The sequence below is a fragment of the Nitrospira sp. ND1 genome, assembly GCF_900170025.1.
In the GTDB taxonomy this organism is placed as follows: domain Bacteria; phylum Nitrospirota; class Nitrospiria; order Nitrospirales; family Nitrospiraceae; genus Nitrospira_A.
Map to the genome: position 1 here is coordinate 534,179 of NZ_FWEX01000006.1, position 13,929 is coordinate 548,107.

The following is a 13,929-nucleotide window of genomic DNA, read 5'->3' on the forward strand; positions in this document are numbered from 1 at the left end:
AGCTCTCAGCCGTCAGCAGTCAGCTCTCAGGCGAGGAAAGAGTCCTGACAATCTTGCTGACGACTGATGGCCGATTGCGCTGAGCTGGCTTCACGAATACGCCCGCTCGTTATGTTGGCTCAAGTCCAAACCGGTCGCTTCTTCCTCAGACGACACCCGTAGCCCGGTCATAGAATCCACCAGCTTGAGAATGACAAACGTGCCGATGATCGAGAAAATCGTCGTGACGGCCGCGACCAGGAGTTGGATGCCGAAGAGGCCGGGGTTACCGAAGAACAATCCATCGGCGCCGCCCGGATTGACGACCTTGCTGGCGAACAGTCCCGTCGCCAGAATCCCGATCACCCCCCCGACTCCGTGGATTCCCACGACGTCAAGCGAGTCATCATAGCCGAATCGCCCTTTCCAGACAATCGCGGCGTAGCACGTCATGCCGGCGACCAAACCGATGGCAATGGCCGACATGGGTGCGATATAGCCGGCCGCCGGGGTCACGGTCGCCAATCCTGCCACCGCGCCGCTGGCGACTCCGAGTACCGTGGGTTTGCCGCGATGCGCCCATTCGGCGCCGCACCAGGCAATGGCCCCCATTGCCGCCGCTGCATGAGTCGCGATAATCGCTGAGACGGCGATCCCGTTGGCGCCGAGCGCGCTGCCTCCATTGAACCCAAACCAGCCGAACCAGAGGAATCCGGTTCCGAGCAATGTCATCGGCAGATTGTGGGGTGCCATATAATCCGTCCCGTACCCTCGCCGCTTCCCCAGCACAATGGCGCAGACCAGAGCCGCCGCCCCGGAGCTGATATGGATCACCGCGCCCCCGGCGAAATCCAAGGCACCCAGCTTGGCCAGCCAGCCTCCGCCCCAGATCCAGTGCGCCAGGGGCACATAGACGAACACCGACCACAAGGCCGCAAACAAGACGACCGAGGTAAACCGCTTTCTCTCAGCAAACGCGCCGGTGATCAACGCCGGTGCGATGGCGGCGAACATCAATTGGAACAACATGAAGGCCTGGTGCGGAATCGTCGGTCCATAGACCGGATGGGGCTCACTACCCACCCCGCTGAGCCCGACCCATTCCAAACCACCGATCAACCCGCCCTTATCCGGCCCGAACGCCAGGCTATACCCGAACAGGATCCACAGCAGGCTCACCACGCTCAGGATCATGACACTTTGCATGATCGTGCCGAGTACGTTCTTGGTCCGTACCAGGCCCCCATAAAACAGCGCCAATCCCGGCATGAGCATCGCCAGTACAAAAGCCGAGGACACCAGCACCCATGCCGTATCACCGGTATCGACCTTCAGCGGCGTATTCTGTGCCCAGACCTGAGTCCCCCATGACTCCGCAAGGAGGATCAACACCCCTGCCATGCCCACGACGACCGTTTTCCGCTGTGCCGATCTCTTCACTATGTCCTCCTTCGGCTGCGCCGCTGACCGATCGGCCTCCTCCCTGACTCAGCAGAGGAGGAGGCCAGGCCAGAGACTAAAACGTCTTCGTGAACTTCAATTTATAGAAATCCTGATTGTCTGTCAGGTCCTTACCCGCCGTAAATCGGAAGGCCATGTTCCCCGGCAATTTCATTTCAACGTACGGTCCGATCCAGCGATAGTAGTCCTGAGCCGCCCCGGGGGCGCTGCTGTCTCTCGTCGTCAACAAATGCTCGTAGTGGGCCCCGAGGGACCACATGCTGTTCACGCGCATTCCGGCACTCACCCAATAATGCAAGAAATCCCAGGTCCCTCGGCCACCGGTTTGACTGGTGCCCAAGCAATTCGTGTCGACGAGTCCGGTGCAACCGGTCGCACCGCCTCCTCCGCTGCCCCCTTCACTCCGGATAGCCTTGTAGTAGCCCAGATAGAACTCGCCTTCGAAGCGATCGTCCGTATAATTCGCGATAATATTGGGAACGACGCCTTCAAATGCCGTCGTTCGCTCGTTCACACTCCCACCACCGTTGGGAAAGAAGCCGCCGCGAGAAGAGAGCAATTGCCCGTGCACGAACCCAATCATAGGAGTGACCGATAACCGCTTGTCCAGGAAGGTAAAATTCAAGCCCATATCAGTTTCAAGCCAGGGCGCGTTGTCGTGCACACCCACGCCGTTGATCATAGTCCAATAGGTGAAGTTGAAGGCCAGGGCGATGTTGTCGGTCAGTCCATAGGTCCCGTAGATGGAGGGATTAAACCCGAAGAAACTGTCGGCTTGCATCGCCATGGTCACCGACACGGGGTGTTTGGTCGTATCCATCAGGTCGTCTGTCGTCCCGGCTTGCGCCTCGCCGAGCGCCCCACCTCCGCCCCCCGCAAGTAATGCCAACCCCAACACCCATGTCCGTACCTTTCGGCCAACCAGCATATTCATGACGCCTCCAAAGAGAGAAGAAGTAAAAGTGCCCGCTCAGAAGACCGTCGTACAGAACGGTCTATGAGCCCCGTCTCTCTGGCGCCATTGCCAGTGTTGCCGACCGACGTCGTTGTCGGTCCTGATGCAGCCCGTACTACCGATACCCGTTAGTGATCGGCATCCGCCGATCCTTCCCGAACGCTCGATGCGTAATCTTGATTCCCAGCGGCGCCTGCCGCCGCTTGTACTCACTCCGGTCCACCAGCACGATCACCCGCGCGACCGTCTCCCGATCGAACCCCATCGCTGTAATGTCTTCCAACGCACGGTCTTCTTCGACATAGGCCTTGAGAATCGGATCGAGGATGGCGTAAGGCGGCAAACTGTCTTCGTCTTTTTGATCGGGGCGCAATTCCGCGGTCGGAGCCCGCTCGAGCACTCGCTTTGGAATCGCCGGGGCCGGCCCGACCTGATTGCGCATGTGCGACAACTCATACACCATGGTCTTCGGCACATCCTTGATCACCGCAAACCCTCCGGCCATATCGCCGTACAGCGTCGCGTATCCGACGCTCATTTCACTCTTATTGCCGGTGGTCAGCACCAGATGACCGAACTTATTTGAATAGGCCATCAGCAGATTGCCCCTGATCCGGGCCTGTAGATTCTCTTCGGTCGTGTCCGGGCGCCGTCCCTTGAAGGATCGGCTGAGGGCGCGCAGGTAACTCTTAAACGTCGCCGTAATGGACAGGGTATCGACCTGAATGTGCAGCCGGCTGGCCAGATCGGCGACATCTTCGCGGCTGGCTCTGGACGTATAGGGCGAGGGCATGAACACCCCGAGCACATTCTCAGCGCCCAAGGCGTCTACCGCGATGACCGCTGTGATGGCCGAGTCCACCCCGCCGCTCAATCCGATGACGACGCGCTTGAACCCGTTCTTGCGGACATAGTCCTGCACCCCGAGGACCAAGGCGCGATAGGCCTCGTCGAGGCGACCCAGCGGAGGCTCCAGATCCGGCACCACGACCGATTGCAACTTTCTCGCAGGCAGGCGCACATCGACCCGATCAATGAGGGCCGCCACACGCGGCGGCAGGGGTCTCTTGCGTCCCTGGGTCAGTCGTGCCCGCCCCACGGCCGCGACGTCGAGATCCGCCACGATGAGATCCTGCTCAAACGCCTTCCCCCGCCCCACGATCTCGCCAGCCTGGTCCACAATCATGCTGCAGCCGTCGAACACCAGTTCGTCCTGCCCGCCGACCGTGTTGGTGTACGTCACGATCACGCGATTTTCGCGGGCCCTGGTCGCCAGCACCTGTTCGCGCATCCGTCCCTTCCCGACATGGAACGGGGATGCGTTGATATTGACGATGACCTCGGCCCCCGCTGCAGCCTGCGCACGGGTGGGACCGTCAGAAAACCAGATGTCTTCGCAAATATTGACGCCGATCGTGACGCCGTTCAGGACCAGCAGAGGCAGACGGGAGCCGGGGTGGAAATACCGGCTCTCGTCGAACACGCCGTAGTTCGGCAGATGCCGTTTCCGGTAGGTGGCCAGAATCCGCCGATCGGACAGCACCGCCGCCTCGTTGTACAACTCGTGCCGGCCAGCCAGCGGGAACGAAGGAGCATCCGACGTCAAAACAGCCGTGGCCCCCTGCCCTACATACCCGACGACCACGACCACCCCGCGCGCTTCCGCCGCGACCGCCCTCAATGCACGATGCGTGTCCTCGATGAAACGGGGCTTGAACAACAGATCCTCCGGCGGATAGCCGGTGATGGCCAGTTCCGGGAAGGCCACGAGGTCGGCCTTGGCTTGGCGCGCTTCCTTGATCCACGTCTGGATCAAGCGCGTGTTGCCGACAATATCCCCGACGGTCGGATTGATCTGGGCCATGGCAATTCGGAGCGACCGCATATCTAAAGCCTGTAAGCCCTCAGCGTTCAGCTATCAGCCTGAACACGAGTCATCGGAACTTTAAGATCCTGAGCTGACGGGATTCATCAGCATGCTGATAAAAAAAACGTCCTCAGACCCACCTCGGTGGATCGGAGGACGTCGTTGTCCTGCTTCCAATGTATCGTTCGGAACGAATTACTCGTCGGAGACGCCATTGTCCCCGGAAATTATCCCGTGTGTATACCACCGGCCTAAACAGGCTGTCAACCAATTGAATCGCACTTTTCCAGGGAAAACCAGGCGGTTCCGCGGTCAGCCTGTGGTACAATCGGCCGCCATGCGGTTCATGATTCGCCCTCCCACCCCAACACAATCACGACTCAGCAGTTTCCGGCTCGCCTGGCAGCTGGCGCTTCCCTGCCTCCTCCTCTGCGCCTGCAGCCTCGGGACGAACCTGACTCCTGTCGGACAGGGCCCCCTGGGAGCCGTCGCTCTTGAACGCCAGACCAGCCGTGGTACGACCGCTAAATACGGCACCCCGCAGACTTTTCAGGCGTCGCATCCTGCCCATCTGACGGCCTCGCTGACGGGACGCCTGCTCACCGGCCTGTCCGTTTCAGGACTCGATCGGCCGGGAAGCAGCATGGCGCAGGAGAGTTATCCGCTGTTCTCTCACGAGGAAGTGGAGTTTCTGGCCCCGCTCATCGTCGGCGCACTCGCACAGGCCCAACCTGACCAGCGGGTTCGCTTCACCATGCAGGATGACGGTCTCACGACCCAAGGCACACTCTACATGCACAAGACCACCCTGCGAGTGAACCTGTCTCACTACCGATCGGGGTCCGCGGATGGACAGACCAGACCCGCAACACTCAGGCTCTCCTTCAGGCCCCCACAAGCCCTCGTGCGAGCCGATGTCCCTCAACCCTGGATGATCGTCGAGCCTGAACAGCCGCGTATCGCTGTCTCCCTTGAGGCGCTGAGCCAGCTTCCTGCGCCATCCCCTGTCGAAGCCGACCACAACACAACTGCCGAGGCAGCGCAGACACAAACCTCGCCCCTTGCCGACCAGAGCCGCTTGCAGCAGGAACTGCAATCCACGAAGGATGTGGTGGTCAAACAGGCGGAGGAACTCCAGAAGCTCAAGGCAGAGTTGGAATCGGTACGACGTCAGTTAGCTGAGAAAGACGCCGCTGGCTCAAAGGCGAAGCCGAAAGCGGCGCCCCGCAAGCCGACGACGGCACCATAACTCCGGTTAGTACCGACGCAGGGCCGGCCTCGTGAGACCAAGCAACTCCCGACGTACTACGTCCCACAACAATTCCTGTACCGTAACCAACACCTCCGCCGAGCGGGCCACCAATTTGACGGCCAACCCTGGAACGGTCGGCTCCGTCACCCCGCCCAATACTTCATCACCCATCGAGTCCAGAATATCCGCCACGATTCCACGTAAGGGCGGCCACTTCATCGGATCGATGCCGTCGCTCACCACAAAGAGGGAAGCGACGTAATCATACCGGGACACCAACCCGACCTGTCCCTGTTCAGGCTTCACCTCATACCGTTCCAATAGCTGGGCTCCGGATGCGGCCATGACTCGAATCTCGTTCCGTAACGAAGTGAAGGCCCAGCGTTCCCCGCGAGCAACACGCCCGGAGACCAGGCTATCCCAGATCATCGCAGTGGCGCCCTTCGCGAGTTGCACGTCCATCGTTTGAGTGAAACGCGAACCGGCGAACGGAATCGTCACCTCGGGGAACCATTCGAGAATCGCACCTGCTGCCACAGAAAGATCGACCGTCTGTCTGGCTTCTTCACCCAATGAGCGATACACACGATTCGCCGAGGGAGTCGAGAGTACGGCATGCGCATCACGTTCCAGCGACGCATGAATCGAGAGGTGATCACCTGCCACGAACCCACCCGATGGATTGACGAGGGAGGTGAACGCGCAGCCAGAAGAGTCCAGATACATCGGCGGAAACAGATGCCAGGGGCTGGAACATCGGGACGTGGCCAGGATAGTCCTTTGGCCCTGCCGCTTATACTGCAAGTCAAGCCGGCCGACACGACCGACATCCGATATGGCCGACTGGTGTGAGCGCAGGGTTGACAGGGACACCTGACAGCCTAATGTTGGTGGGTGTGTAACGGCAATGCCTGTTCAATCCACTCGATGACGCGGTCCAAACCTTCGCCCGTATGCAGGTTGGTGAAGATGAATGGCAGCTCGCCACGCATGCGTCGGCTGTCGCGATCCATCACCTCGAGATCCGCTCCGACGTGCGGGGCCAGGTCGATCTTGTTGATTACCAACAGATCCGAACGCGTAATCCCAGGCCCGCCCTTGCGAGGAATCTTATCTCCTGCTGCCACATCGATCACGTAGATGACCTTGTCGACCAACTCGGGACTAAAAGTGGCCGCCAGATTGTCGCCGCCGCTTTCCACGAACATCAGTTCAACCTCGGAATGGCGTTTCAGCAAATCGTCCAGCGCCGCCTGATTGTGAGACGCGTCTTCGCGAATCGCCGTGTGCGGGCACCCGCCCGTTTCCACACCAAGAATGCGGTCCTGCGGCAGCGCCCCTCGTTTCGTCAGAAACTCCGCATCTTCCTTCGTGAAAATATCGTTGGTTACCACCGCCAAACTATACCGATCCCGCAATTTTAAGCAGAGCGCTTCAACAAGGGCCGTCTTGCCCGATCCGACCGGCCCTCCGATGCCGATGACGGGAATACCTTTCGCTCGCGCGTCAGTCGGACGACCGCTCCCACAGAAATGTTCATCCTCACGATGCATGGTCTTCGTCCCTCGTCGTTCGTATGTCCGGAAGCGCCGCGATCAAGGATGCTTCAGGCGTCCCCCTGCTACGACCTGAATAGTTTCGATTCCAAGCGGCCGTGGCGCATGGCGTAAATAGCCTGTACCGGCGACCAGGCGGTCATGGTGGTCAACTGAGCGGCCTCTCGCACGCATTCGCCGATTGTCGGCGTCCATCGTTCAAGCAGATGCTGGCTTTCACGTTGCCCGATCGGTAACAGTTTCAATCCGGCAGATACAAACCCGACGGCAGTCTGATAGCAAAACGCGGCAATGGTCTCCGCTTTCTCCCAGCCGGCATCCGCCAACGCTAGTGCCAGGGTGACCGGGAAATGGCCCGGCGTCCGACCGGCCTCCATGGCCGCATGAAAGCCCAACACAACGGCATGCGCCGCAGGCTGCTCCACCGCAATCTTCACCACCTGTCTCGCCATCTGTTGGCTCGCCAACCGCGATTCCCGGCCGAGCTTCAACGCATGCAACTCGTGATCGATCGATAACGCCGACTGAACGTCGTTGCTGAACAAGGCGTTGTGGGCCACACCGACCGCCACAGCCTCGCGATGCGCGATCTCATGCCGAAACATGTCTTCCACATACAAAAACAAGTCGTCCCCGGAACGCACCGCTAGAGCCTGCACCGCCGCTTCCAACCCCGATGAGTAGGCGTATCCGCCGGAAGGAAAAAAACTATCGATAAACCGGAGGCCATTGATCAGGGACACGGTATTCATATTGGCACTCACCGACTACTGGCTCCGATAGTCAGGCTGCTCAAAGCGCTTCCCAGCAAGACCGCAGACGGCGAACGCACCGGAGGCGCACCCTTGGGGTACGTGGAGGATGCTTTCGAGCTGAGCACGTCGCCCGGCGGCGTGTTCAGCAGCCGTCAGAAGAGGAAGTACCGCTGCGCCATGGGAAGAACCGAAACCGGCTCACATCTGAGCAGTTCCCCATTCGCGCGGACTTCGTACGTTTCCGAATCGACTTCGATCCGCGGCAAAGCATCGTTCAACTTCAAATCGCGTTTGCCGATGTTGCGGCACCCCTTCACCGCCGCCACGCGCTTCTGCAGTCCCAACTGTTTCGGCACCTCTCGTTCCATTGCTGCCTGCGAGAGAAACGTCAGGCTCGTGGAGAAGGGGGTACGACCGAAGCTTCCGAACATAGGCCGCGTCAGCACCGGTTGCGGGGTCGGGATCGAAGCATTGGGATCACCCATGGCCGCCGACATCGGAAAGCCCCCCTTGATCACGATCTCCGGCTTTACACCGAAGAACGCCGGCTTCCACAACACCAAATCCGCCAGCTTGCCGACTTCGACCGACCCCACCTTGTGGGCCACTCCATGCGCAATGGCGGGATTGATCGTGTATTTCGCCACATAGCGTCGCGCGCGCCAGTTATCATGTTGGCCATCCTGCTTCTCAACGCCGTGCTCCGACAAGTGGCCGCGCTGCACTTTCATTTTGTGCGCCGTCTGCCAGGTGCGGATGATGACTTCGCCCACGCGTCCCATCGCTTGTGAGTCGGACGACATGATACTGATCGCGCCCATGTCGTGGAGAATGTCCTCGGCCGCAATGGTCTCACGACGAATACGTGATTCGGCGAAGGCGATATCTTCCGGCACTCGCGGATTCAGATGGTGGCACACCATCAGCATATCGAGATGTTCGTCCATCGTATTGATGGTGAACGGCATGGTGGGATTCGTCGAGGAGGGCAACACGTTCGGCTCGCCACACACCTTGATGATGTCCGGCGCATGGCCGCCGCCGGCGCCTTCAGTATGGAACGAGTGGATCGTCCGGCCCTTGAAGGCTTTGATCGTGTCTTCGACGAACCCGGCCTCATTGATCGTATCAGTGTGGATCGCCACCTGCACGTCATAACGTTCTGCCACACTCAGGCAGGTATCGATCGTAGCCGGTGTCGTCCCCCAGTCTTCATGCAACTTCAGGCCGATCGCACCCGCCTCAACCTGTTCGTTTAATCCTTCAGGCAGCGACGAGTTCCCCTTGCCCAAAAAACCGAGATTGATCGGAAAACCATCCGCCGCCTCCAACATGCGATGAATGTTCCAGGGCCCCGGCGTACAGGTAGTGGCATTCGTGCCTGTCGCCGGCCCGGTGCCGCCGCCGATGAGCGTGGTCAATCCATTGGCCAAGGCTTCGGTGATGATCTGCGGACAAATAAAGTGGATATGCGTATCGATCCCGCCGGCCGTGACGATCTTGCCTTCCGCAGACAACACCTCCGTGCAAGGCCCGATCTCCATGCCCTTCGTGACACCATCCATCAGATCGGGATTGCCGGCTTTGCCGAGGCTCACGATTCGCCCGTCGCGAACACCGATGTCGGCCTTCACCACGCCCCACCAATCGATGATAACGGCATTCGTAATGACGAGATCCAGCCCGCCCTTCGCCCTGGTGGCAGTCGGCGACTGCCCCATGCCGTCGCGAATAACCTTGCCGCCGCCGAACTTCGCCTCTTCGCCGGGCATGGTCAGATCGCGCATGATTTCGACAACCAGATCTGTATCGGCCAGGCGAATGCGATCTCCGGTCGTGGGGCCGTAAAGGTCGGCGTATTGGCGTCGTGGAATTTTCATATGGTCCTCGTGAAGGGTCGTTCGTGAAACGTATCTCGTGTCAGCGCTTAGCGACAAAGCCACGTTCCACGGCTCGTTCCAGCGCAGCCGCCTTCACCTGCGCATCATCCAGCTTGCCGTTCACCAAACCATTGATGCCATAGGCCACACGGTTGCCGCCGAGTGCGACGAGCGTCACTCGCTTAGACTCGCCAGGCTCGAACCGCACCGCCGTTCCGGCCGGCACTTGCAGACGAAACCCATAGCTCTTTTCACGATCAAATGTGAGCGCTCGATTGGCCTCGAAAAAATGGCAATGGGAGCCAACCTGGATCGGCCGATCACCGGTATTGGACACGGTCAGGTCGAGCGTCTGTCGGCCATGCAGGGCGATGATGTCGCCTTCACCGAGAATGACTTCTCCGGGGATGACGGGTGCAGGCATTGCAAGGCTGCGCTGGCTCTTTGCGCGAGACGACATTGATCGTGGCTTCTTCTCGGCTATCTTAGATTTCCTCTTCATTCAATCACCTACCGGATCGGCTCATGCACGGTCACCAGTTTCGTGCCATCAGGGAACGTGCCCTCGACCTGAAGTTCGGGAATCATTTCCGGCACACCGGACATCACATCTTTTCGACTAAGCAGCGTGGCGCCGTAACTCATCAATTCCGACACCGACTTGCCGTCGCGAATTCCCTCAAGGATTTCTGCCGTGATGAAGGCGACGGCTTCCGGGTGGTTGAGCTTCAGCCCGCGCCCCTTGCGCTCTTTCGCCAAATTCGCCGCCACATAGATCAATAACTTTTCCTGCTCACGCGGTGTCAGATGCATTCCAAACCCTCATTCAATTGTCATGCGGAAGCCGTTAATCGTGCGTCAGCGAGATCGCCGGCACAGCCAGGACTTCCTTCGCATCGAAGACATCGTCTGCGCCAACCGGCTTCATCCCCTTATACATCGTCACCGTCATCGAGGTGCGCCGTGAGAGCGCCAACACATCAGCCCGCTGAGCGAGGTGGAAGAAATCGTAGCCCTCGCGCAATGTCAGCTCGGCGCAACGCCGCCTCAAATAAGCATCCAACTGCTCCTGCGAGGTGAACGAACTGACCCGATACTCGACACGGAAGACGTTCTCCTTGAGTTGCTCGACCTCATCCTTATCAGCCCCTGCAAGCGGAGTATAATTACCGGTTGTACAAGCTGCCAAAGTAAGGAGACACGCCACAAACGGCATCTTAAAAGATGTCTTAAGAACCATTCCCCCTCAGGTAGGAAAAAGAACAGCCAACACGGCATGCGGCACACATACTAGCCAGGGAAGCCCATCAGATCAACCGTATCCTTTCGCTATCCTGGCCCGAGGTATAGCTCTCCGCAGAGCGGCACAGGTAGCCCAGATGCGATTGTCGAACCAGGGCCTTCTGAGGCCGCGCGTTGCGCGAGCAGGAGACGACCCCCAGCTCCTCTGTCCTGATCACACCGTCAAGTGCTGTTTCACCATCTCAGCGCTGAGCTCATCTTTTTTCCCCGCGGCCATCACCGTTCCCTTCGCCATCACGACATAACTGTCCGCCAGTCGCGCGGCGAAGTGCAGGCCCTGCTCAACCAGAACAATCGCAAACCGGCGCGCCGTTTTAAACCCGATGATGACGTCTTCGATCTGGTCGACGATCGACGGCTGAATGCCTTCGGTGGGTTCGTCCAATAACAGCACCTTCGGGCTCGACAGGATAGCGCGCCCGATTGCGAGCTGTTGTTGTTCCCCGCCGCTCAAGACCCCGCCCGGCCTCTCCAGAATTTGCGTGAGCTTCGGAAACAGCGTGAACACCTCGTCGAACGCGGCTTTCTCCGACGTGCCATTCGCCGAAGTCCCACGCGCCCAAAATCCCAATTGCAGATTTTCGCGTACGCTGAGATGCGGAATAATCTCTCGCCCCTGAGGCACATAGGCAAGGCCGCGCTTGGCCCGCCGGTCGGTCGACGCCTTGGTGATATCGCTTCCATCGAAAAAAACGCTTCCGCTACGGACGGGCAACAGGCCCATGATGGCCTTGAGGGTCGTGGACTTGCCGACGCCGTTACGCCCCATCACGCAGGCGACCTGCCCCGCCTCGATGTCAAACGAGACGTTCCGCAGGATATGGCTTTCACCGTAATAGACGTTAACCTTTTCAAGTCGTAGCATCGTATTTCTTGATTACCACTTCAGGATGTTCAAAAGAGTGTCCAGCACGGCCGCAGGTGAGACAAAACCGGAGGCGTATCCTTGCGGTACGTTGAGAAGCGTGCCGAGCCGAGAACGCCGCTGGAAGCACGTTTCAACATCCTACTACCCCTGCGCCACCTTCTGGCGCCCCAGATAAATCTCTCTTACCCGGTCATCTGCCTGCACTTTTTCCACCGACCCTTCGCAGATCACGGTTCCCTCATGCAGCACGGTCACGGTCCGCGCGATCTGCCGGACAAACTCCATGTCATGCTCGATGACAACGATGGCATGCCTCTTCGCCAGTGACTGAAGCAGCAGGCCTGTCTGCGCGGTCTCTTCATCCGTCATGCCGGCTACCGGCTCATCCACCAGCAGCAACTCAGGGTCCTGTAAAATGACCATGCCGATTTCGAGCCATTGCTTCTGGCCATGAGAAAGGGACCCGGCGCGCAGCGACGCCTGCCCCGTGAGACCGATCGTCTCCAAGGCCTCGTCGATTTGCTGCCGCTCTGCTTGGGTGGACTGGCCCCTCAACGTCGACAACACGCCCTTGCTGGGACGGCTCAACGACAGATCCAGATTGTCCCACACGGTGAGGTTGCCATAGATGGAGGGGGCCTGGAATTTGCGCCCGATTCCCAGCTGCGTAATCTCATACTCCCGCATGCCGATCAGGTCCATGTCTTTGCCGAAGATCACACGCCCGGCCACCGGTTTGGTCTTGCCCGAAATGACATCGAGCAACGTCGTCTTGCCGGCTCCGTTCGGGCCGATCACCACCCGCAGTTCGCGATGGTTGACGATGAAATTTAGATTGTTCAACGCTTTGAACCCGTCATAATCGACGACAACGCCTTCCAAATAGATAATGGAACCGTGTTCCGTCATGCCTGTTCCTCCTCGACCGCAGGGGGCTTTCGCAATCGGGCGCTCCACTCCAAAGCCTTCTCACGCACCTGCGTGCTGATCCCCATAACCCCGTCGGGAAACAACAGCACCACCACAACAAACAGTCCCCCCAGGAAAAACGGCCACAGTTCCGGAAAGTGATTCGTGAGAATGCTGCGGCCTAGATTGACGCCGACGGCGCCGACAATGGCACCGACAAGCGTCGCGCGGCCTCCCACTGCTACCCAAATAACCATTTCAAGCGAGGGCAATACCCCCATCTGCGCCGGAGTAATGATCCCGACTTGCGGGACATACAGAATTCCGGCTAGGCCCGCCAGCGCTGCGGAGACCACAAAAACAAACAATTTGTAATTGGCCGGCGCGTAACCAGAAAACAGGACGCGTTGCTCGCTGTCGCGAATGGCGATCAGCACCCGGCCGGCCCGCGACGCAATGATCCAGCGGCACAGCACATAGGATCCGCCCAGACACAACACCGTCACAACATAGAGGGCCAGTTGTGTTCCAGGTTCAGATAGGCGAAAGCCTAAAATGGTTTTAAAGTCCGTTAGACCGTTGGTCCCGCCAAGGTTCGTTTCATTCCGATTGAACACGAGCCAGGCCATGAGGGCCAAGGCCTGCGTGATGATCGCGAAATACACGCCACGAATCCGGCTGCGAAAGGCAAGAAAGCCGAATAGCAACGCAAAGCCCGCCGGCACCAGCAGGCCGGCCAGGACGGCAGCCGTGAAGCTGTAGAAGGGCCTCCAGAATAACGGCAACTCCGTCACCTGATTCCAGACCATGAAGTCCGGCAGGGCGCTGCCGTAGACACTCTCGTTCCCGATCGTGAGCATGAGGTGCATCCCGATGCAGTAGGCACCCACACCAAAGAACACCCCCTGCCCCAAACTGAGGATGCCTGCGTACCCCCAGATGAGATCGAGGCCGAGCGCAAGGATGGCAAACGCCAGAAACTTTCCAAAGCGGTTCAAGGCAAAATCGGACACATGCAACCAGGAATCCTCGGCCGGCAACACGTTGAGAATCGGCAGCACAAAGAGAAGTATAAACCCGATGCCCCAAAGGATGGGGCCTTCGTTTCGTGTGTTCGACTGTGACGCCAATGATTCTCCCATTCT

At 59.2% G+C, this 13,929-nt stretch carries 14 protein-coding genes; 1 reads left to right on the top strand and 13 read right to left on the bottom strand.

The annotated features are described in order from the left end of the window. Positions 1 to 90 precede the first annotated feature (90 nt). From NSND_RS07050 to NSND_RS07060, 3 genes are all read right to left on the bottom strand, one after another. Complete coding sequence (locus NSND_RS07050; RefSeq protein ID WP_080878322.1) at positions 91 to 1,419, bottom strand: ammonium transporter; 1,329 nt, start codon at positions 1,417 to 1,419, stop codon at positions 91 to 93. Positions 1,420 to 1,495: 76 nt separating this feature from the next. After that, positions 1,496 to 2,374, bottom strand: a complete 879-nt coding sequence (locus NSND_RS07055; protein WP_080878323.1) for a DUF6733 family protein — start codon at positions 2,372 to 2,374, stop codon at positions 1,496 to 1,498. Positions 2,375 to 2,510: 136 nt separating this feature from the next. After that, positions 2,511 to 4,280, bottom strand: a complete 1,770-nt coding sequence (locus NSND_RS07060; RefSeq protein ID WP_080878324.1) for an NAD+ synthase — start codon at positions 4,278 to 4,280, stop codon at positions 2,511 to 2,513. A 328-nt stretch (positions 4,281 to 4,608) separates the two neighbouring features. Here NSND_RS07060 and NSND_RS07065 point away from each other — a divergent pair, with 328 nt between their 5' ends. Then, the gene (locus tag NSND_RS07065) at positions 4,609 to 5,511 is read left to right on the top strand and encodes a hypothetical protein (protein ID WP_143833450.1); all 903 of its coding nucleotides are present in this window, start codon (positions 4,609 to 4,611) and stop codon (positions 5,509 to 5,511) included. Between the two features lie 6 nt (positions 5,512 to 5,517). Here NSND_RS07065 and NSND_RS07070 read toward each other — a convergent pair whose 3' ends face one another. The 10 genes from NSND_RS07070 to urtC all read right to left on the bottom strand — a co-directional run bounded on the left by NSND_RS07070 (position 5,518) and on the right by urtC (position 13,914). Then, a complete protein-coding gene (locus NSND_RS07070) occupies positions 5,518 to 6,240 on the bottom strand; it encodes an urease accessory protein UreD (RefSeq protein ID WP_080878326.1) in 723 nt (240 codons plus the stop codon). 155 nt (positions 6,241 to 6,395) lie between these two features. Next, complete coding sequence (ureG, locus tag NSND_RS07075; RefSeq protein ID WP_080878328.1) at positions 6,396 to 7,067, bottom strand: urease accessory protein UreG; 672 nt, start codon at positions 7,065 to 7,067, stop codon at positions 6,396 to 6,398. 68 nt (positions 7,068 to 7,135) lie between these two features. After that, positions 7,136 to 7,822 carry an urease accessory protein UreF gene (locus NSND_RS07080; protein WP_080878329.1) on the bottom strand — a complete coding sequence of 229 codons (687 nt, stop codon included), beginning with the start codon at positions 7,820 to 7,822 and terminating at the stop codon, positions 7,136 to 7,138. A gap of 155 nt (positions 7,823 to 7,977) precedes the next feature. Then, on the bottom strand, positions 7,978 to 9,705 hold the full coding sequence (locus NSND_RS07085; RefSeq protein WP_080878330.1) for an urease subunit alpha: 1,728 nt from the start codon (positions 9,703 to 9,705) through the stop codon (positions 7,978 to 7,980). A 40-nt stretch (positions 9,706 to 9,745) separates the two neighbouring features. After that, a complete protein-coding gene (locus NSND_RS07090; RefSeq protein WP_080878331.1) occupies positions 9,746 to 10,129 on the bottom strand; it encodes an urease subunit beta in 384 nt (127 codons plus the stop codon). Positions 10,130 to 10,215: 86 nt separating this feature from the next. Then, positions 10,216 to 10,518, bottom strand: a complete 303-nt coding sequence (locus tag NSND_RS07095; RefSeq protein ID WP_080878332.1) for an urease subunit gamma — start codon at positions 10,516 to 10,518, stop codon at positions 10,216 to 10,218. A 34-nt stretch (positions 10,519 to 10,552) separates the two neighbouring features. After that, positions 10,553 to 10,894 carry a CC0125/CC1285 family lipoprotein gene (locus NSND_RS07100; RefSeq protein ID WP_235000191.1) on the bottom strand — a complete coding sequence of 114 codons (342 nt, stop codon included), beginning with the start codon at positions 10,892 to 10,894 and terminating at the stop codon, positions 10,553 to 10,555. 267 nt (positions 10,895 to 11,161) lie between these two features. Next, complete coding sequence (gene urtE / locus NSND_RS07105) at positions 11,162 to 11,872, bottom strand: urea ABC transporter ATP-binding subunit UrtE (protein ID WP_080878334.1); 711 nt, start codon at positions 11,870 to 11,872, stop codon at positions 11,162 to 11,164. 144 nt (positions 11,873 to 12,016) lie between these two features. Then, positions 12,017 to 12,784 carry an urea ABC transporter ATP-binding protein UrtD gene (gene urtD, locus NSND_RS07110; protein ID WP_080878335.1) on the bottom strand — a complete coding sequence of 256 codons (768 nt, stop codon included), beginning with the start codon at positions 12,782 to 12,784 and terminating at the stop codon, positions 12,017 to 12,019. Then, a complete protein-coding gene (urtC, locus tag NSND_RS07115) occupies positions 12,781 to 13,914 on the bottom strand; it encodes an urea ABC transporter permease subunit UrtC (protein ID WP_200810511.1) in 1,134 nt (377 codons plus the stop codon). Before urtC ends, urtD begins: the two co-directional genes overlap by 4 nt. Between the last annotated feature and the right edge of the window lie 15 nt (positions 13,915 to 13,929).